20 protein-coding genes are annotated in these 20,399 nt (G+C 61.6%); all 20 read left to right on the top strand.

What is annotated here, in order from left to right; all coding sequences use genetic code 11:
• The first annotated feature begins 142 nt into the window (after positions 1-142).
• The 20 genes from JWR98_RS03520 (at position 143) to JWR98_RS30365 (ending at position 20,342) form a co-directional block, all read left to right on the top strand.
• The gene (locus JWR98_RS03520; protein ID WP_225908538.1) at positions 143-2,452 is read left to right on the top strand and encodes a phospholipid carrier-dependent glycosyltransferase; all 2,310 of its coding nucleotides are present in this window, start codon (positions 143-145) and stop codon (positions 2,450-2,452) included.
• Between the two features lie 12 nt (positions 2,453-2,464).
• A complete protein-coding gene (locus JWR98_RS03525) occupies positions 2,465-3,487 on the top strand; it encodes a glycosyltransferase family 2 protein (protein WP_078732602.1) in 1,023 nt (340 codons plus the stop codon).
• Between the two features lie 32 nt (positions 3,488-3,519).
• Complete coding sequence (locus JWR98_RS03530; RefSeq protein WP_205489294.1) at positions 3,520-4,266, top strand: class I SAM-dependent methyltransferase; 747 nt, start codon at positions 3,520-3,522, stop codon at positions 4,264-4,266.
• A complete protein-coding gene (locus tag JWR98_RS03535) occupies positions 4,263-4,670 on the top strand; it encodes a GtrA family protein (protein WP_205489295.1) in 408 nt (135 codons plus the stop codon). The genes JWR98_RS03530 and JWR98_RS03535 overlap by 4 nt, the downstream gene beginning before the upstream one ends.
• A gap of 2 nt (positions 4,671-4,672) precedes the next feature.
• Complete coding sequence (locus JWR98_RS03540) at positions 4,673-5,668, top strand: NAD-dependent epimerase/dehydratase family protein (protein WP_225908539.1); 996 nt, start codon at positions 4,673-4,675, stop codon at positions 5,666-5,668.
• 41 nt (positions 5,669-5,709) lie between these two features.
• Complete coding sequence (locus JWR98_RS29220; protein ID WP_225908540.1) at positions 5,710-5,955, top strand: hypothetical protein; 246 nt, start codon at positions 5,710-5,712, stop codon at positions 5,953-5,955.
• On the top strand, positions 5,945-7,531 hold the full coding sequence (locus tag JWR98_RS03545) for an FAD-dependent oxidoreductase (protein WP_078732598.1): 1,587 nt from the start codon (positions 5,945-5,947) through the stop codon (positions 7,529-7,531). The genes JWR98_RS29220 and JWR98_RS03545 overlap by 11 nt, the downstream gene beginning before the upstream one ends.
• Before the next feature lie 49 nt (positions 7,532-7,580).
• Positions 7,581-8,687, top strand: a complete 1,107-nt coding sequence (locus JWR98_RS03550; RefSeq protein WP_205489296.1) for a glycosyltransferase family protein — start codon at positions 7,581-7,583, stop codon at positions 8,685-8,687.
• Between the two features lie 188 nt (positions 8,688-8,875).
• Positions 8,876-9,604, top strand: coding sequence for a helix-turn-helix domain-containing protein (locus JWR98_RS03555; RefSeq protein ID WP_078732596.1), 729 nt, complete (start codon positions 8,876-8,878; stop codon positions 9,602-9,604).
• Positions 9,605-9,783: 179 nt separating this feature from the next.
• Positions 9,784-10,848 (top strand): SDR family oxidoreductase, encoded by a 1,065-nt coding sequence (locus JWR98_RS03560; RefSeq protein WP_205489297.1) that lies wholly within the window; start codon positions 9,784-9,786, stop codon positions 10,846-10,848.
• Positions 10,845-12,104, top strand: a complete 1,260-nt coding sequence (locus JWR98_RS03565; protein WP_205489298.1) for an aspartate aminotransferase family protein — start codon at positions 10,845-10,847, stop codon at positions 12,102-12,104. The genes JWR98_RS03560 and JWR98_RS03565 overlap by 4 nt, the downstream gene beginning before the upstream one ends.
• A gap of 15 nt (positions 12,105-12,119) precedes the next feature.
• A complete protein-coding gene (locus JWR98_RS03570; protein WP_078732593.1) occupies positions 12,120-12,563 on the top strand; it encodes a type II toxin-antitoxin system RatA family toxin in 444 nt (147 codons plus the stop codon).
• Positions 12,564-12,566: 3 nt separating this feature from the next.
• Positions 12,567-13,709 carry an acyl-CoA dehydrogenase family protein gene (locus JWR98_RS03575; protein WP_078732592.1) on the top strand — a complete coding sequence of 381 codons (1,143 nt, stop codon included), beginning with the start codon at positions 12,567-12,569 and terminating at the stop codon, positions 13,707-13,709.
• On the top strand, positions 13,706-14,533 hold the full coding sequence (locus JWR98_RS03580; protein ID WP_078732591.1) for an SDR family NAD(P)-dependent oxidoreductase: 828 nt from the start codon (positions 13,706-13,708) through the stop codon (positions 14,531-14,533). The genes JWR98_RS03575 and JWR98_RS03580 overlap by 4 nt, the downstream gene beginning before the upstream one ends.
• 10 nt (positions 14,534-14,543) lie before the next feature.
• A complete protein-coding gene (locus JWR98_RS03585; protein WP_078732590.1) occupies positions 14,544-15,503 on the top strand; it encodes a fatty acid desaturase family protein in 960 nt (319 codons plus the stop codon).
• Positions 15,504-15,550: 47 nt separating this feature from the next.
• A complete protein-coding gene (locus JWR98_RS03590) occupies positions 15,551-16,366 on the top strand; it encodes a DUF3050 domain-containing protein (RefSeq protein ID WP_078732589.1) in 816 nt (271 codons plus the stop codon).
• Between the two features lie 29 nt (positions 16,367-16,395).
• On the top strand, positions 16,396-17,463 hold the full coding sequence (locus tag JWR98_RS03595) for an HlyD family secretion protein (RefSeq protein ID WP_205489299.1): 1,068 nt from the start codon (positions 16,396-16,398) through the stop codon (positions 17,461-17,463).
• Complete coding sequence (locus JWR98_RS03600) at positions 17,460-18,977, top strand: DHA2 family efflux MFS transporter permease subunit (protein ID WP_205489300.1); 1,518 nt, start codon at positions 17,460-17,462, stop codon at positions 18,975-18,977. Before JWR98_RS03595 ends, JWR98_RS03600 begins: the two co-directional genes overlap by 4 nt.
• Before the next feature lie 22 nt (positions 18,978-18,999).
• Positions 19,000-20,055: a TolC family protein gene (locus JWR98_RS03605; RefSeq protein WP_482822913.1), complete on the top strand. Its 1,056-nt coding sequence runs from the start codon at positions 19,000-19,002 to the stop codon at positions 20,053-20,055.
• Entirely contained in the window at positions 19,983-20,342 is a 360-nt protein-coding gene (locus JWR98_RS30365) for a TolC family protein (protein ID WP_482822914.1), read from the top strand. The genes JWR98_RS03605 and JWR98_RS30365 overlap by 73 nt, the downstream gene beginning before the upstream one ends.
• Positions 20,343-20,399 lie beyond the last annotated feature (57 nt).

Raw genomic sequence — 20,399 nt, forward strand, 5'->3', positions numbered from 1 at the left:
GCCTTTGCATCGCACTGAGGTGCTGAACAACAGAGACAATATTTTGCCCAGATACAGCCTGAAATATGCAGTAGTGCTGTCCGTTTTACTGGCGAGTGTGGTGGTTGGCACGTACGGGTTTGCGACGCTTGAACTGGCGTCCATGAACAGCAGCACCCGCACGATAGTGCTGGCGTTGGCGGCACTGACCGCCCTGACCGTTTTCACCCGCAAACCACCGTTCGTGCTCTGCCTGGGTTTGCTCGCCTGCGTGTCCATTGCCTGTGCGCAGACAGGGCCGGTGATTGTCGTGGCGACCTTCGCGCTGTCGGCGACCGTGCTCGGCACGTGCATGCTCCGGCAAACCGTATCGGCCGATTGGAGCGTCCACCTGCTGGTGGGGGCAGGTACGTTCGGCACCCTGACGGGTCTGGCGGCCTACGTGCCGATCAACTACCCGTGGCTGTATGGCGCGCTGTTGTCATTACCACTTTTGCTGGGGCGCAAACACGTCGTATCTATAGGGCGTGAACTGCTGGGGCATCTGCAGGCCGACCGTGGCGCGCAAACACCTTTGCAGACCGGGCTTGACGTACTGATCTGCAGTTTCGCCTGCCTGTATGTGCTGGTCGCCTTCATGCCGGAGGTCGGGCATGACGCGTTGGCCATGCACCTCTTCGTCCCGTCACACTTGGCACAGCGGCATCAATGGTCGTTCGATGCGAACACCTACGTGTGGGCGGTCATGCCCATGCTGGCCGACTGGATCTACAGCAATGTCTATATGCTGGGCGGCGAAACAGCCGCGCGCCTGATCAACAGCGCGTTCACCTTGCTGGTGGCGTGGCAGATCCGCAGCCTGACGCTCTGGGCCGCAGGCTCTGCCACCAGTGCCCGTCTGGCCAGCCTGATCTTTCTGTCGACGCCCCTTGCCTTCGCTGAAAGCAGCAGCTTGCACATAGAGTCGGCATGGACCGCGTTCATGATGGCCGGGACACTGGCGATCCTGAAGGTCTCACGCTTCACGCCGGAGCCCGGGGAGCGCCTATCGCAATGGGTTCTGGCCGGCATCCTGCTGGGCTTCGCCATGGCGACCAAAGCTGTGACGCTGAGCATCCTGCCGGTGCTGCTGGTGGTGCTCTTGCTGCACTACAAAGCCTGGGCCATCCAGGGGCTGGCCAAGACGCTCCTGCTGGGCAGTGCGGGCCTGATACTGGCCGGCGCTACCCCTTACGTCTCGGCCTGGTATTTGACCGGTAACCCCGTGTTCCCGTTTTTCAACGCGATTTTCCATTCGCCGCTCTGGCCAAGCCTGGATTTCAAACCGCCGGCCACGTTCGGTACAGGCATGAGCTGGGACACGCTCTACCGCATGGTCTTCAATTCGCCTCAGTTCATTGAAGGGCGCATCGGTGCGGCAGGCTTTCAATGGCTGTTACTGCCCACGGCGGCCGTCGCCGTGCTGTTGAGCGGCAATAAAAAAGCCCTGTGCATCCTGCTGATCGGCGCCGGCGCACTGTTCCTGACGTTCCACTCCACGGCCTATCTGCGTTATGTGTTCCCTTCCTTCGCGCTCTTCTCAGTAATCCTGGCCCTGCCCTTTTCCGACACCCGGATCTTTCCGCGCAGCCTCGCCATCGTGGCCGCCAGCGTGTTGATCCTGGCCAATACGCGCTTCATTCAGGCGGCGACTTACTATGGCGACATCAACCCCTCGGCACTGTTGAGCCAGGCCGGTCGGGACGCCTATCTGGCGCAGCGATTGCCTATCCGAAACATGGTCGACACCGTCAACGTCTTGAATAATGGCGATCAGCCCGTGGCGGTCTTTGCGCCGCCCTTGATGGCCGGTTTGCACGGCGATGCCCTTTACGCCTCCTGGTACAACCTGAAGTGGAAAGGCGAATTCGACACAGCGACCTCTCCCGCGCAGCTTGCCCAGCGCCTGCGCCAGCGCAGGGTGAGCTGGCTGGTGATCGACCTCAAGGCCCTGCCCCAGGCGCCACTCGAGCGGCTGTTTGCGGTGTCCACGTCGTACGCCAGACTGGGTGACCTGGACCTGCGAAAACTCGACGTTACGCACCACGAACACCTGCTCAACCCGGATTTGTCCAGCCTCGAGGGCTGGAGCCTGACGTCACCGACAACCTATGACGCGTCGCGCAACATCCTCACCGTCAACGTCAACACGCCGGCAACACAGCGCGTCGCCGTGACGCCGGGAATGACCTACATCAACAGCGTGACCGCGCGCTGCGCGACAACCGCCACCACCGGAAGAATCCAGGTCAATTGGATGGACGACCGCGGTGATTTCATTTCCACCCGCATCGAAACGTTTGACTGCACCACGCAATGGGAGACCCATGAGATGAACGTCGTTGCCCCTGCCAATGCCACGTCCGCAATCATTTATGCGTCCGGGCATACCGACACGCCGGTGGCGTTCAAGTCACTTTCCTTCAGGCAATAACGGGCGATATCGATGAACTCGAAAACAGCGCTTTTCACGGATGAACAACGCGTCGCCGTGGTCATTCCCAGCTATCGGGTCACCGCGCACATCATGGGTGTCATAGAGGCCATAGGGCCGCAGGTCTGGCGCATCTATGTCATTGACGATGCCTGCCCGGACGGCTCAGGCGAGCATGTGCTGGCGTCCTGCAACGACCCTCGGGTGCGGGTGCTGCCCCATGACGTCAACAAAGGCGTGGGCGGCGCGGTCATGACCGGCTATCGAGCCGCCCTCGCCGACGGCGCGAGCATCATCGTCAAAGTCGACGGCGACGGCCAGATGGACCCGGCCCTGATCCCGTTGTTCATCGACCCGATCCTCGCGGGCGAAGCCGACTACACCAAGGGCAATCGTTTTTTTGACCTGGAAGAGGTCCAGTCTATGCCGCGGCTGCGTCTGTTCGGCAACGCGGTATTGTCGCTGATGGCCAAACTGTCGACGGGTTATTGGGACCTGTTCGATCCCACTAACGGCTACACGGCGATTCACCGTGACGTCGCCAGGCTCTTGCCCCTGGACAAACTCAGTCAGCGCTACTTCTTCGAAACCGACATCCTGTTCCGCCTGAATACACTGCGCGCGGTGGTGGTGGATATTCCGATGGAGGCCCGCTACGGCGACGAAGTCAGTCATCTCAACGTTTCGAAAATCGTCGGCGAGTTCCTGTTCAAGCATGTGCGCAATTTCACCAAACGCGTGCTCTACAACTACTACCTGCGCGACATGTCCCTGGCTTCAATCGAATTGCCGCTCGGAATGGTGATGTTCGTCTTCGGCATCCTCTTTGGCAGTTATCACTGGTACGAATCAGCACAGCACGGCATCGCGACACCGGCCGGAACCGTGATGCTCAGCGCATTGCCCATGCTCATGGGTTTACAGCTGATCATGGCGTTTCTCGGCTATGACATCGCCTCGGTGCCCAGCAGGCCACGCCATTACAAGCGGGGCAAAGCCCCCTCATTGCGGGAAGAACACTCATTAAAGCGCTGAGAGATTTTTTATCGGACCCATCGCTCAAGACCTTGGATGTCGATGCTTACGCGCGCCTCGAACTTCACGGCAAGGTGCTTGAGCGCAAACGGATGCTGCGGGACGTGTTCGTCGAGTTCCACCATGGGTTTCATCGCTTGGCCGACCGCTATTTCAAGGTCCAGGGCCTTGACGTGGAACTCGGGGCGGGCATCGCGCCCATGCGCAATTCGTACCCTGAAGTCTTGGCTACGGACATCGTCGCGACCGAGACCCTGGACATGGCGCTCGACGCCGAGGCGATGAGCCTGGACGATCAGTCGGTAAGGGCTTTTTATGGCCAGAACTGTTTTCACCATTTCCCTCACCCCGAGCGGTTTTTCACGGAACTGGAAAGAACACTGAAGATCGGCGGCGGCGCCATTTTGATCGAGCCTTTTCACGGCCCCTTTGCCGCCTTTCTGTATAAACGCCTGTTCAAGTCCGAAGGGTTCGACAAGCACTTCCCCTCTTGGGAAACCCCTTCGACCGGCCCCATGAACGGTGCCAACCAGGCGCTGAGCTACATCGTGTTCGTTCGCGACAAGCAGGCGTTCGAGCACAAGCATCCGGGCCTGGAAATCGTCCACCAGGAAGTCTGCGGCAATTACCTGCGCTACTTGATTTCGGGCGGCCTGAACTTTCGCCAGTTGCTGCCTGATGCGCTGATCCCGGTGCTCAAAGTCGTAGAAAAACTCCTGTATCCGCTGAGACGGCTAATGGCGCTGCATCACATCGTGGTGATCAGGAGGCGGTCTTGACCTTTGTCCGGTATGGCGCCATCCAACTCATGGCCTATGCGTTGGACATGGGGACCTTTTTGCTATTGATGACGCTGTTTCAGGATTACCCCGTCCTGGCCAACATCACGGGCAAAATGGTCGCCGGTGTGTTCGCGTTCTTTTTGCATCGCCACTTCACGTTCCAGTCGACCCACGCCAGCGGCAAGGCGCAAGCCGTGCGTTATTTCTCATTGCTCGCCCTCAATATTCCGGTGGCTTCGGCGCTGTTCAGCCTGGGGCTGTATTTCATCAATAGCCCTGCTCCGGTGAAACTTATCAGCGATGTGATCTGCGTGGCCCTGACCTACTCGATCAGCAAACTGTTCGTGTTTCATTCCGATACGCCCCGGCCTGTTCCCACTGACCGCGCCAAAGGCACATGACGATGAAGCTATTGATTACCGGCGCGACAGGCTACATCGGACAACGCTTGTCAGCCCTCGCTGCGGCAAACGGCCACGAGGTCATATGCGCCACGCGCCAACCGTGTCCCGCGGCCTATGCCTGGCTGCCTTATGATCTGGGGGGGCCGGTCCCCGAGTGGCCAGCCGACACTCAGGCGTTGATCCATCTGGCGGCCGACACCTCAACGGGCGCTCACACAGGCGCGGAAACCGAAATACAGGCAGCCCAGGCGCTGATCCATGCTGCCCGACAAGGCGGCGCCAGGTTCGTTTTCATCTCCAGTCAAACCGCGCAAGCCACGGCCCCTGGCGTGTATGGCCGGACCAAATGGCGCATCGAACAGCATGTACTGGCCGCCGGGGGCACCGTCATCCGTCCCGGCCAAGTCTATGGTGGCCCCGAACGCGGGCTCTTTGGCCTGTTGTCAGGGCTGGTTCGGCGAAGCCCGTTCATGCCGGTCCTCATGCCGGCGCCTGGCGTGCAACCTATCCATGTCGACGACCTCGCGGCCTCGATACTGGCCGTTGTCGAGCGCGACGACCTGGGTGGCGAAGTCTTCTGCCTGGGCGCCATCGAGCCGATTGCCTTTGACCGCTTCCTGGCGGCGATTGCCGTGCACCGGGTGCGTGCCATGCGCCTGCCTGTTCCGCTGCCGGTGCCATTGCTGCGGCTATTGCGGGTGTCATTGGGGTCTTCCTTGAGCACAAAATCGGGCCTGGAGCGAATTTTCTCCCTGCTTCAACTGCCGCCTATGGACAGCGAAGGTTCGCTGCAAAAACTCGGTATCCGTTTGCGCCCCCTTGCCCACGGCATGCATCGATCCGGTCGCGGACAACGTCGAGCACTGCTCCAGGAAGCCACGATGCTTTTGAGCTACCTGCTCAACGCCCGCCGCAACGAAGCCTGGTCAGCCGCTACGCCCGCGCACTGGAACAGGCCGGCAGCAGCGGCGCCATCCTTCACTCACGCTGGCTAAAGCACTGGCCGATACTGCTGGCGCTACTGGACAACCCCGGCGTGCTGCATACGCCCGACGGCCAGGCGCTGGCCTGGCGCCTGCAGATTGCACTCGCGATTGCCGAAGCCAGCCCCCAGGGCGCCCAGGTGTTCCTCGGCACCCAGCCACCGCGCAGCCTGTTCAGCGCATTAATCGCGCTGGGGCTCACCTCGTTCAAAGCACTGGTGTGGACGCTAGCCGCGTTGGCCTGCCGCCCCTTGGCTCGCCGGCTGTTGTCTGGGAGTGAGGCCCGCCATGAAGCCTGAATTCGATGTAATCATTATCGGCAGTGGCCCGGCCGGCACGTCGGCTGCCTATCCGCTGGTCCAGGCGGGCCTCAACGTCCTGATGGTCGATGCCCAGACCGAAACAGCGTGCGCGACGTTACCGCCGGGGCCCTTTCTCAGCGCCAGGGCCAACGACGAACATCAGTGGAAATGGATGATCGGCGAACAGTTCCATGCGCTGAACCGATTGGACGCCGTCTCGCCCAAGCTCAAGACGCCGGCCCACGCGCATGTCTTCGAGGGCTTCAGCGCCGGCAATCGCATCGACACCGACAATTTTATCGGCATCGGTTCACTGGCCACCGGCGGTCTGTCCAATGCCTGGGGTTGCGGTGTGGCAACGCTGGGAGCCAGTGACTTTGCCGGACTGCCCATCGATTATTCGCATATGCAGAGGTCCTACGAAACGGTCGCTCGCCGGATCGGTATCAGCGGCCGACTCGACGACGATCTCTCAAGCTACTTCGGACTTGATGCGTGGTCGCAACCGCCCCTGCCACTGGACTCGCTGCATCAGCGCCTGCTCGATCGCTACGCCCGGCGCCGCTCGGCGTTTCCCGACCTGGGGTTTCGCCTGGGTCGCTCCAGGGTAGCCGTGTTGAGTCAGCCCATGAACGAGCGCAAGGCCTGCGACCTGTCTGGAAACTGCTTGTGGGGGTGTGGCAATCAGGCCCTGTACAGCGCATCGCAAGAGCTACAAAAGCTCAAGCAATACCCGGGGTTCCGGCATGTCCAGGATTTTCTGGTGGAGGACCTGCAGCAACAGGGCGGCTCATGGACGATCAGCCACTCTCGCTCCGCCCAGCGCTTCTGCGGTACCCGCTTGCTGTTGGCGGCGGGCACCCTCGCCTCGACCCGGCTCGCCCTCAAGCAACTGAAGCACTCGGCCCCGGTACCGCTGCTGTCATCGCCGACGGCAGCCTTCCTGCTGTGGCTGCCGAAAATGCTCGGAACGCCCAGGGTACCGGCATTCGGCCTGGGCCAGCTGTCATTCGCCCTGGCATTGACGCCCAGCGCCACCGCCTTCGGTTCAACATTCAGCACCACGGGTTTGCCGATGACCGAATTCGTCAGCCGAATTGCGCTGAGCAAACGCTACAGCATCGAACTGCTGAAAAACCTGCTCAACGCGTGCGTCGTCGGCAACATCTTCCTTCCCGGCCACCTGTCCAACAACACGGCGATCTTGCGCCACGACGGTTCGTTGAAGATCAACGGCCACACGCATCCCGAGTTACCTGAGCTGATGAAAACCGCCGAGACAAAGCTGCGCCGGATCTACTGGAAGATGGGCGCGCTGCTGATGCCCATGAGCTTCACCGTCGGCAGGCCGGGTGCGGATATCCACTATGCGGGCACTTTGCCCATGCACGCGGCGCCCAGGATCGGACAGACCGACAGCCTTGGCGAAGTCGCAGGCCTTCGCGGCGTGCATATTGTCGACGGCGCCTGCCTGCCCCGCCTCACCGAGAAATCCCACACGCTGACCCTCATGGCCAACGCGGACCGGATAGCCCGCTCACTTGCGACACTGATAGGACATCAAAAGGCATGACCCACACGGTACTTTGCGTCATCAATGTTTTACGCCGGTACTTGCAGCCATGCGCATGATTTACCTGTCCGCGGTGCCTTGGGCCAGCTTCAGCCAGCGCCCCCATCACTTCGTCAATTGGTATCACCAGCAGACCGGCGAGCCGGTGCTGTGGATCGATCCGTATCCGACACGCTTACCCACACTGAGCGATTTCACGCGCGCGCCGCCCGTCGCCCATGAACAAAGTGCTGCCCCTCCACCCTGGTTGCACGTGCGCAAGCCGCGCAGCTTACCCATCGAGCCCCTTCCAGGCTCGGCACTGCTGCTCACGCAACTGTGGCGCAACCTGTTCAAAGAAGCCGCGGCATTTTGTGCGCAAGGGCCCTGCATGCTGTGTGTCGGAAAACCTTCCGAACTTGCCCTGCAACTGTTGGCGCGGCTCCCTGGAAGCCACGCCGTCTACGATGCGATGGATGATTTTCCGGCGTTTTATCAGGGCCTGTCGCGCCGGGCCATGGAGCGCCGCCAGGCTCAACTCATTCGGCGGATCTCCAACGTCATGGCCTCCTCCACCCCGCTTCGCGACAAACTTTTGGGCATGACCAACCCTGTACAACTGGCCCTCAATGCCTGTGACATGCAAGCACTGGCGCCGATCGAAAGCCTGGACCTGGGCGCCAAACAACAGGTCCTCGGCTACGTCGGCACGCTGGGTCGTTGGTTCGACTGGGACTTGGTCATCGCGCTGGCGCGCGCCAATCCAGCCAATCGGATCCGGCTGATCGGCCCGCTCTTCACGCCGACCTCATGCCTATTGCCTGACAATATCGAGCTGCTTCCCGATTGCTCCCATGCCGACGCAATCGCGGCCATGGCGACGTTTTCGGTAGGCTTGATCCCTTTCAAGCTCAACCGCCTGACCGCCTCGGTGGACCCGATCAAATTCTATGAGTATCGCGCCCTCGGCTTGCCCGTCATCTCCACCCGTTTCGGTGAAATGGCCCTGCGCGACCGTGAACCGGGGGTCTGGATCGTGGATAAAGGCAGCGACTTGCGTAAAACCGCCGTTGAAGCACTCGCCAGTCGAAGCGACTATTCGACGGTCCATCAATTTCGTGAAGCGCATCGTTGGGCCCAGCGCTTTTGTGCGATGCCTCTCAACGACGGCGTATAAAGGACGATACAGCCGTCACGGTCAAAGCCCTGGCCGTGCGCCACACCGCCCTGTGTTGCTGAGCGGCAACCAGGCCCGCCTGTGCAGCATTGCTACGGTAAGCCCGCGCTCAATGCTTGAATCCGGACCTGTGCAGGCCTACCCTGCACGCGTAGAACAATCACCCAATGCGTCAGGGAAGACCTTAAATGTGGGATGGCAGCGTTACCTTTGGCGACTCATGGGCCGGTTACATTGGCCGTGCGGATCAAAACACTGCCCACTCCCATGTCGCCATCCAACTGTGCATCGGCGTAGGCCAACCCGTGACTCTGGAGCTGCCCGGGCAGTTGATCCGTGCTGCGGGTGTGATCATCGGCCCCAACGTCGAACACCGCGCCGTGGCCGACAGTCATCCGGTGGCGTTTGTGTATGTCAGTCCGGATACTGCGTTGGGCCGTGCGCTCAATGCGTTGCTGCAAGACAATGGCATCGCCCTGGCCAGTGATGAACTGCTGGAGTGCTTTCGCCATACCGCATCCCTCCCGCACTTTGTCGACGCTCTCTCGCGTTTGCTGGCAATCACCCCACCGATCGACCATCGGCTCTCCAAAGCCTTGAATATGCTGCGCCTGGACCGCGACGGCCCCGGTAGCGTCAGTCGCGCCGCCCATGCGGTGGGGTTGTCCAGCCCACGCCTGCGCTGCGTCGCCACCCACCAGATGGGGGTCTCCCTCTCCCAATGGATCATCTGGAACAAATTGGAGCGAGCCTCCAAATCCCTGGCCGGCGGTTCGACGTTATCGGACGCCGCCGCCGACGGTGGCTTCTCCGACCAGGCGCATCTGGCCCGCATGATGCGCCGCATGATTGGCATGACGCCGCGCACCGCCGCCGAGGTTTTGCGCAAGACAAGCGTTTCATTCAAGACGCGTTGATATCAAAAAGCCAATATCGATCGCATCTTATTCGCGAAAACGTTAAGCGCTGATTGGCTCCCCCGAGGATCTCAGCGCCACCGAAAGTGAATACACACGTGTTCGCCCGGGCCCCCATGCCTGCGATTTGGCGAAACGCCCCGTTAATTCTTTCGATGAGTCCGCAGGAAGCGCCCTACATGTCAGCACAGCAAAAATTAACCGTCCTTCTCACAGGAGGCTCAGGCGTACTGGGTGAGTCATTGATCGACTGCCTGGCAGAGGATGTTCACTTGGTCTGTCTGGCGCGCAAAAGCCGCATCCGCGATCCACGGGTGGAAGTGCTCAAGGGCGATATCTGCAGCCCTCGCCTCGGATTGGCTGCCGACGCTTATGCCGCGCTGCTTGAGCGTGTCGACTGGGTGATCCACGCCGCAGCGGTGACCCGCCTGGATGGCGATGTCGATCAAATCTTTTCGGTGAACTACCTTGGCACCGAAAACGTCGTGGCTTTTGTGCAACAGGCCAAGGTGCCGCTGTATCACATCAGCACCGCCTTTACCCATCCCTGCGACTATTACGAAGGTGTGCAAGCGCAGACCCCTTACGAAGTCGCCAAGCGCCAGGCCGAAACCCTGGTGCGCTCGGCCGGTATCGATGTGTCGATTTTTCGGCCGTCCATCATCATCGGCGACGCAGACACCGGGCATATGCCCAACTTCCAGGGCTTCCATATGACCATGGGGCTGATGATGTCCGGCGTGCTGCCCATCGTGCCCTGCCCACCTGCAGGCTATATCGACCTGATCGCCCGTGACGTTGCGGCGCAGGCGATTGCCAACGCGTTGCGCCAGCGCTTGATCGGCGACGACTATTTTCTCACCAGCGGCCCCCAGGCCCTCGATCTCACTGGCCTGCTGGACCTGATGTGCCAGTCCATGGACGCCCAGGCGCAGCCGTTCACACGGCCACGCTGCATGGCGCCGGACATTTATGAACGCTTGATCCGCCCGGTATTTCTGCCGGCGCTGAGTGGCAATATCCAGGCCGCCCTGACCCGCGCCACCCAGTTGTGCCGCTATGCCTGCCTGCGTACGCCGCTGCCTACATCGTTGCCGCAGTTACTCGGCGAGCCCGCGTTCAGTCAGCGTGACGTCAGCCGTGAGTTACTGCTGTCGCTCAACCACCTGGCGCCCAAGCTGGGGGCGTTGACCCGCGTGCTCAAACAGCCGGTGCCACTGTCCACAGAGGCAAGCGCAGCATGAACCCGATGGTCATTGAGCCCACCGTTGACGCCGCACAGGTCGACCAGTACCTGCGCCAGCACGTTAACTCGGGCTACGCACGCCTCGCCTCACTGATGAACCTGCCGATCGAGCAATCCAGCCGTGGCGTCTACATTTATGACGACCAGGGCCGCCAGTACCTGGACGCCGGCGGCTATGGCGTGTTTTTCCTCGGCCACGGCCACCCGGTGGTCGTGGAAGCGGTCACTCGGCAACTGCAGCAAAACGCCCTGGCCAGCAAGCTGTTGCTCAACCCGCAACAGGCCTTGGCCGCGCATGCCCTGGCCGCGCAGTGCCCGGGTAATCTGGACTATGTGTTCTTTTGCAACTCGGGCGCCGAGGCTACTGAAGCCGGCTTGAAACTCGCCCGCCTCAACGGCTGCCGCCGCACGCTGTCAACCCTCGGCGGCTTCCACGGCAAGACCCTCGGCGCCCTCGCCGTCACCGGCCGCGAAAGCTACCGCGAGCCGTTCAGTGGGTTGCTCAGCGACAGCGAGTTCGTGCCGTTCGGCGACAGCGACGCACTGGAACAGCAACTGCGCGCATCACCGGACAAGGCCTGCGTGATCCTCGAACCGATCCAGGCCGAAGCCGGGGTGATCCTGCCGCCATCGGGCTACCTCAGACGCGTGCGCGAACTGTGCGATCAATATGGTGCGGTGCTCATTATCGACGAGATCCAGTCCGGCCTGGGCCGCACCGGCTTCTGGTGGGGCTGCGATCTGGAACAGGTAGTGCCCGACATCATGCTGGTGGGTAAAAGCCTGTCCGGGGGTTGCGTGCCGGTCAGTGCGATGGTCGCCAGCCCCGCGATCTACGCGCCCTTCAACCGCAACCCCACGGTCCATACCTCGACCTTCGGCGCCAACCCGCTGGCCATGGCGGCGGTGCAGGCCACGCTGCAAGTCATGGTGCAGGAAGACCTGGTGGCGCGTGCCCGGTTGCTGGGCCAGGACCTGCACGCCCGCTTCAGCGCATTGTTGCAGCAACGGGGCTGGACCGAGCGCGTCGTGCTGCGCAGTGCCGGTTTGCTGCTGGGTTTTGAATTCGCCGACGCCTCAATCACCGCCAACATGGTCATGGCCCTGATCGAGCAGCGAATCATCGTCTGCCATTCGCTCAATGACCACAGGGTGCTAAGGCTCACGCCGTCGCCGCTGCTGACCGCCCAGGACTGCAACTGGTTGATCGAAGGTTTCGCCCAGGCGCTGACCACCTCAATGCCCCCCCTTTGAATGGAGATTCTCCCCATGCAAGAAGTCAACGTGCAGGCCCATATTCCTCATGCCTGCGCAGATGAAGTGTTTGCCGTGATCAGCGATTTCAGCAACTACGAAGAACTCTGCGAATCGGTGCGCAACATCACCATCAACAAGGTCAGCGAGCAGGTGTCGTTCACCTCGTGGGAGGTCAACTTCCACAGCGGCATCCTCAAGTGGCAGGAGCGTGACACCTTCAATGCCGACACCCGGGAGATTCATTTCGAGCAAATGGCCGGCGATGTCGATCACTTCTCCGGCACCTGGCACGTCTTGCCGGACGGCAAGGACGCGATCATCACCTTTAAATCACGCTTCGACCTGGGCCTGCCAATGCTCGCGGACATGCTCGACCCCGTGGCCAAACAAGCCATCCGGGACAATATCCACTCGATCATCACCGGCCTGTTTCCGGCGAGCTATTTGAAGGCCTGAGCCATGTCACTGTCATTGCTAAACCGCTCACGCGCCCTGCTTCAACGCTACGCACCAGGTTTTGACGAGCGCCTGGCAGCCATCCCCTGCGCCGAACGCGAAACGCCCCAGAGCGACGTCATCGCCCTGTTCAAGCGACATGGCCCGGTAGGCTTATTGGTCAACCCTGCAGCGGGCGGGCTGGGTGCGGACATCTTCGACGCGATGCATGTACAGATCGCCCTGGGAGCCCGATCGCCCTCGCTGGCGGTAGCGAGCACCATGCACCAGTTTTCCGTGGCGAGCTTGTTGGCACTCACGCAAAACGGCGGCGGCGCCGAAGGTCTGTTGCTGGCGGCCGTCGCACAAAATCGCTTACTGCTGTCTTCGGGGTTTGCCGAAGGCACTTCAGGGGCGGGCATCCTTGACTCGGCGATGCAGGCGGTGCACACCCCGGAAGGGGTATTGCTCAGCGGCAGCAAAAAGCCCTGCTGCCTCGGGCAGTCGATGGACCTGCTCACCGCCAGCTACATCCGCCAGACCCCGAATGGCGAAGAGCTGATGGTCGCATTGATTCCTGCCACGGCACCCGGCATCAGCCGTAGCGCCTTCTGGCAGAACAGCGCGTTGGCCGCCGCGGAAAGTATCGAAGTGCGCCTCAACGAAGTCCTGGTACCCGAGCGCATGCTGTTTTCCGCAGGCTATACACACCTGCTGGGTGACGTGCAGACCGTGGGCTTTATCTGGTTCGAACTGTTGATTTGCGCCTCCTATGTCGGGGCCTGCGCTGGTCTGATCGAGTCGGTGACAAACGCCGCACGCTGGACCGCGCATCACCGCGTGGACCTGGCGGCCGACCTGCAATTGGCGATCAGCGCGCTGGAAGGCGCCGCCCTGGATATCGAGCGTAACCCGCAGGACTTGCCGAACGTGCTGGCCCGTCTGCTGCTGGTGCGCTATGGCATCGAACAGCGGCTTGCCCAGCTCTCCGACCAGGCCCACGCCATGCTGGGCGGGATGGCGTTCATCACCAGCAACCTGAGTTCCAACGGGTTGATGGCCTGCCGCGGCTTGCAGTTCCATCCGCCGGCGAAGATCTCGATGGCGACCCACCTCAACACCTACTTGTCCGACTCAACCTTCAGCATGACCGGAACGCACTCATGAACCTGCTCGGAAAAATCATTGTTATCACCGGTACCGCACGCGGCCTGGGGTTTGCGGCAGCCTGCAAGCTCAAGCAACAAGGCGCCACGGTGATTGGTATCGACATCCTCGCGCCGCAAGACGACGGGTTGCTGGACGCGTTTTATCAAGTCGACCTGTGCGACCGTCACGCCCTGGCCACCGTGATCGGCGCCATCAGCACCGATTTCGGTGACATCGACATCCTGGTCAATAACGCCGGCACCCTGACCCTGGAACGTGGCGAAACCGGGGTCACCGCTGAGGTGACCCGCGCGGTCGATGTCAATCTGTTCGCGCCCTGGCAACTGGTCTCGGGGTTCCTGCCGGGGTTGCTGCGCAAGCGCGGCAAAGTGGTCAACGTGTCCTCACTGTTTGCATTGGTGAATGCGCCCTACGTGGCCGCCTACGCCGCCAGCAAACGCGCGCTGAGCGCTTATTCGGACGTGTTGCGCATGCAGTACCGCGGGGAACTTGACGTGGTCACGGTGTACCCGGGGTTCATCGACACGGCGATCCACTTGCCGGCGCAGCGTGTGGGCCTGTCGGTCAAGCGCCTGGTGACGTTCAAGTGGGGCGACAAGACCCTGCTGTCCCTCGAAGAAAAACTCGATGCGGCCGCTGGCGGCCTGGTGCGCGCCTGCCAGAAAAATGGCCTGCGCAACCGTGGGCTGACGTTCATGGGCACGCTGGCCATGTACACCGCGCGCAGTATGCCAAGCGTGGTCGATGCCTTTATCGCCCTGCGCCTGCGCACGCTCACGCGTGGCGGCCATCTGGTGCTCAACCCTGAACTGATCGAGTAAGCCGTCGCCAATGGCCAGCCACCTGCACCCCAAGCCCCAGCTGCGCCTCGACCGTGCCTTGTTCAAGGCCCGGCCGAGAGAGTCCTTGCTGATCATCGCCTACGCCTTGTGCCTGTACCTGCTGCCACTCGCGCTGTTTGTGTGGGTGGCGAACACAGCCTCACCCTTGTGGGTGGCGGTGTGTTCGCCGCTGGTGGTATTGGCCGGATACGGGCTGTTTCTGCAAGCGATCCTCGGGCATGAAGGTTTCCACTTCAACCTGAGTGAAAACCCCCTGCACAGCTGCTACCTGGGCATTGCCACCAGTGCGTTGCTGCCGGGGTTCTGTGTGACCGGTTACTTCGTGGACCATTGGCAACACCATCGTTACAGCAACAGCGAGAAGGACCCGGACTATCGGCTCTTTTCGCGCTACCACACGCTGGCAAGCCGCATCACCCTGTCGCGCTTGATGGCCACCCTGAGCTATATGCAGGCCACCTGGCGCCTGGCGTTCGGGCCACTGAGCACGCCCTCGCCACTGCCGTTGAGCGCGGTTCAGGTGCAACGTCTGGCCCGCTGCAATATCGCCTGCCAGGCTGGCTGGCTCGGCGTTTACGGGCTGGCCATGTGGCGTGTCGACGGGCTGTTGCTGGGGTTTTCCCTGAGCCTGGCGATGGCGTTTCTGATCTCGGCGGTCAATGCCTATCAGGAACATGCTTTCGACGCAGGCCATCAACTGCCACCCGCGCGTTCACGGACCTCACGCCTCAACACCTGGCTGCACGCCGGCTCGAACTTCCACCTGGAGCATCATTTTTACCCCGCGGTACCGTGCTGGCGACTGCCCAAGGTACACCGCCAGCTGCTGGACGCGGGGTGGTACGCAGATCGGCAATACCTGCTGGAAAAGCACTTCGTCCGGTCTTTCCGATACGCGTCCAGTCGCCACCCCTACCGTGGAAACACGGTCAGCGACACACACCCTTAATTTCCCACTGTATTTCCCGCCTGAACCTTCAGGCCGCAGGAGCACGCATGTCTTTTGATATCGATAGCCACATTGAAACCGAGCGCGAGCAGCTGTTCGGTCACCCGTTGTTTGCAAATATCCGCACCGTGGAAGACGTGCGCACACTGATGGAATTTCATGTGTTCGCCGTATGGGACTTCATGACCCTGCTCAAGCGCATCCAGCGCGACCTCACCTGTGTGGAGTTGCCCTGGGTGCCGCCGGTACACATCACCGCCGCCCGCCTGATCAATGAAATCGTGGTCGGTGAAGAAACCGACGAACACCCCGACGGTGGTTTTATCAGCCACCTGGACCTGTACCTCACGGCCATGGATGAAATCGGCGCCGACAGCACCGTATTCCGCCGCTTCCTTGCCGCCATCCAAGCCAGGGTGCCCCTGGCAAAGGCGCTCAACGACCCGGGTATTCCAACGGCCGCCAAGGTGTTCATGTGCCAGACCCTTGATGTTGCACAACACGGCACTACCGAAGCGGTGCTGGCGTACTTTTTCTTTGGTCGCGAAGACATCATCCCCGACATGTTTGGGCGGCTGCTGTCGCAATGGTCGGTCAGTGAAAACGATGTACCGATGCTCACGTACTACCTCAAGCGCCACATCGAGATGGATGGTGACGAACACGGCCCGGCAGCCAAGCGCATCATCGCCGAAATTGTCACCACCCCCGCGCAACACCTGCACATGGTCGAAAGCGCCAGGACCGCGATCAACTCGCGCATTGACCTGTGGAATGGCGTGCACCAGTTCCTGCTGGACAAGGCCCGGCCCACTGCGAACCGTCCAGTGCGTGAGGTCGAAACAGTTTCCGAGCCTGCTTGACACCGACGCGCAACGACAGGGAGTACCACATGACCAAAGGCAAGCTGATAAAACTGACGCTATGCGTCGTCGTGGTCGGCGGGTTGCTGCTACTGGGCTGGCAACGCTGGCAGTATTCCAGCACCTACGTGAGTACCGACAATGCGGAACTGGACGGGGTGATCATCCCGGTGCGGGCCAGGCTGTCGGGCGTAGTGATCAGTGTGCCGGTGATGGACAACGTCACGGTACAAAGCGGTGACCTGCTATTTCAGATTCGCGACAGCGAATATCAGTACCAGCTGCAGCAGCGCGAAGCGCAATGGCAAGCGCTGCTTGCGGCCGCCGGACGCGCGGGCGCTCCGGGCGCGTTGGACAGCCAGATTCTCGGTGCGATTGCCATGCGCCAGGCCGCGCAGGCGGCCCTGGCTCAGTCGAGCGCCAACCTTGAGCAGGCGCGCAACGACTACCAGCGTGCCCGTCGCCTGGGTGCGCAGGGCGTGCTGAGCACTCAGGACCAGGAGGTGGCCAAGGCGCGTTTCGACGCCCTCAGCCATGCCCAGGAAGTGGCGCGCAGTAATGTCCAGGCCGCCGCCCAAAGCACCCTCGCCAACAAGGCCGAGCTCAAGGTGCAGGACTATCGGATCGCGGTCGCGCAAGCCGAGCTGGAACAAGCCAGGATCAAGCTCAACGACACCCGCCAGACCGCGCCGGTGCGCAGCATTGTCTCGAAAAAAGAGGTGGAGCCCGGCCAGTTCGTGGTTGCCGGGCAAAAGCTCATGAGCCTGATCGCCACCGACCCGCTGTGGATTATCGCCAACTTCAAAGAGACCCAGGTGGGTCGCGTGCGTGTCGGCCAGAATGCCCGCGTCACGGTGGACGCATTCCCCGGGCGCGCCTTCGACGGCGTCGTCGAAAGCCTGGCACCGGCCACCGGGGCGAAGTTCTCATTGCTGCCCCAGGAGAATGCCACGGGCAACTTCACCAAGGTGGTGCAGCGTGTGCAGGTACGCATCGCGCTCACCGGTGTGCCCGATGACTACAGGGCGCTGTTGAGCCCGGGCATGAGCGCCTTTGTCGAAGTCGCCACACCCCACAATGCCAGCCAGACGCTATGAGGTCTCCCTACCTGATTGCGTTCACCGTCACGCTGGTGTCGATGATGGAGTTGCTCGATGTCACCATCGTCAACGTGGCGATTCCCAGCCTGATGGGCACCTACGGTGCGTCGGTCGATGAGATTTCCTGGGTCTCCACCGGTTACGTGGTGGCTAACGTGGTGATTCTGCCGGTGAGTGGCTGGCTGTCGGCGTGGTTTGGGCGGCGTACTTATTACCTGGTATCGACCGCGCTCTTCGTCCTGGCGTCCCTGGGTTGCGCGATGTCTGCAGAGCTCTGGCAACTGGTCGCGTTCCGGGTGCTGCAAGGCCTGGCGGGCGGCGGTTTGCTGGGGATTTCCCAGGCGATCATCTACGACGTATTCCCCAAGGAAAAGGTCAGCAGCGGCATGGCGCTGTACGGCGTGGGCGTGATGATGGGGCCGACCCTGGGTCCCACCGTCGGTGGGTATCTGATCGACACATTGTCGTGGCATTGGATTTTCCTGATCAACCTGCCCATCGGTGCCGTGGCCTTGCTGCTGTGCTGGCTGTGTATCAGCGACTCGCCCAACGAGCAAAAACCCACCAGCGTCGACTACAGCGGCTTCTGCTTGCTGGCTCTGGGCGTCGGCAGCCTGCAGATCCTGCTGGAGCGCGGCGAACATTGGGACTGGATGGCGTCCAACTGGACCGTCGCCTGCCTGTTGCTCAGCAGCTTCAGCCTGGTGGGCTTTTTCTGGTGGGAGCGGCGTGTGGCCAACCCGATCGTCAACGTCGCGCTATTCCAGAACCGCGAGTTCCTGATGGGGTGCATCTGTGCGTTTTGCGTGGGCTTCGGGCTGTACAGCACCTTGTTCATGGTGCCGCTGTTCCTGCAGACCCTGTTGGCACAAAGCGCGTACCAGAGCGGGCTGGTGATTTTTCCGGGGGCAGTGGCCAGCGCCATCAGCACGCTGGTGATCGGCAAACTGTCCCAGGAAAACAGGATCGACGAGCGCGTGTTCGTCACCCTGGGCATCGTCATGTACTGCTATGCGATGTTCCTGCACACCCAGTTCACCCTCGACAGTAACCCGGGCACGCTTTACTGGCCCCTGGTGATCCGCGGCCTGGGCCTGGGCATGATCTTCGTGCCGCTGACCAACCTGGCAATGCGTCGCCTGCCGCTGACACTGATCTCCGGCGCCTCGGGTGTACTGAACCTGATGCGCCAACTGGGCGGCAGCGTTGGCATCGCCATCGCCGCCACCTTGCTCACGCGGTTCTCGTGGGAGCGCTACCGCCTGCTATCCGAACATGTCACCGAATCCAGCCTCGTCGCCAGCGGCTGGGGAGGCGTGGAAACCGACCCGCTGTTTCTCTCCCTGGGCCTGGCGAGCCATCAACAAGCCGTAGCCCTGATGCCTTACCTGCAAGCGCGCGAACAAGGGCAAATGCTGGCATTCAGCATGTTGTTCGGCACATTGGGAGCCGTGATGGCTATCGGTATCCCCATGGTGCTGATGATGCGCAGAAGCCCCCCCAGTCGATAATTTTTTCAGTGGAGCACACCCCTTGCGTATTCCAGGCCTGCCTCTCAAAACCACCACCCTGCTCACGCCCCTGTGCTGGCTGGCCCTCGCCTGCGGGTCCGCACAGGCATCGGCAAATGACTTGTATCACCTGTACCAAAAGGCGTTGACCCACGACATGCGATTCGCCGCCGCCCAGGCCCAGCAATTGGCCACGGCGGAAAAGGAACCGCAAAGCCGTGCCAACCTGCTGCCGGACCTGTCCGTCACCGGCGGCGCGGCCTGGGTCGATGCCGAAGATTCGTCCGACTACCACCGCAATCGCAATAACACCAATGCCTATGCCGTAGTCCTCACACAACCCCTGCTGCGCTGGCAGAACGTAATCGCCCACGACCAGAGCAAGCTGTTGATCAGTGCTAGTGAGGTACACACCGAACAGGCGCGCCAGGACCTGATGCTGCGCGTCGCCCGCGCTTATTTCGACGTACTGCTCAATCAGGAACTCTTGCATACCCACACGCAACAATTGCAAACGCTGCGCGAGAGCCAGGCTCGCAGCAAGCGGCTGCTGGCCGACGGCGCCACCACCGCCAACGCGCTCGCGCAGGTACAGGCCAAGTATGACCAGGCATTCGCCGAACAGATTGCCACGCGTGGTGCACTGGATATCGCCAACGAAACGCTCACCCAATTGACCGCCGCACAGGCCCGGCCGTGGTCAGATAAAGAGCTGCAGTTCAGTGCCCCAGTGCCCGCGGCCATCGGGGATTGGGCTAACAGTGCGCAACAGGGAAACCTCGCCGTACAGGCCGCGCAGATTGCCCAGCGCCTGGCCGAAATGGACATCGACAAGGAACGGGCCGGTCACTTGCCGACCCTTGATCTGATCGCCGCCCATGGCCGTTTCGCCTCGGTCGGCGGTGAAGTGTACGATGTTACGCTGCCGGAGAATCGCTATAACCAGACCGTGGTGGGGGTCAAACTGAGCGTCCCGCTCTACGGCGGCGCCGCACCAGCAGCCGCGTGCGTGAAGCCCACGCGCTGCAAAGCAAGGCGGCCGATGAGGTGGAAGATGCGCGCCGCAGCGCCGGGCTGATGGCACGCCAGGCCTATCTGCAAGTGACCAACGGCATGAGCCAATACCAGGCACTCAAGCAGGCACTCAACTCCAGCCAGATCAACCTCGCCTCCGTGACCCACGGCTTCGAGGCCGGCTCACGTATCAACACCGACGTACTGGATGCCCGGCAGAAAGTCACCGATACCCAGCAACGCCTCGCCCAACAGCGCTATGCCATTCTGATGGCCCAATTGCACCTGTTGGCATCGACCGGCAACCTGAGCGACGTGCGCCTGCGTGATTTCAGCAACACACTGAACTGATAAATAGAGCGCTGGGGGGCCACTCCAAACCAGCCAACCGGACGGGAAGCATCCGGC

It is taken from the genome of Pseudomonas lactucae, assembly GCF_016937615.1.
GTDB lineage: Bacteria > Pseudomonadota > Gammaproteobacteria > Pseudomonadales > Pseudomonadaceae > Aquipseudomonas > Aquipseudomonas lactucae.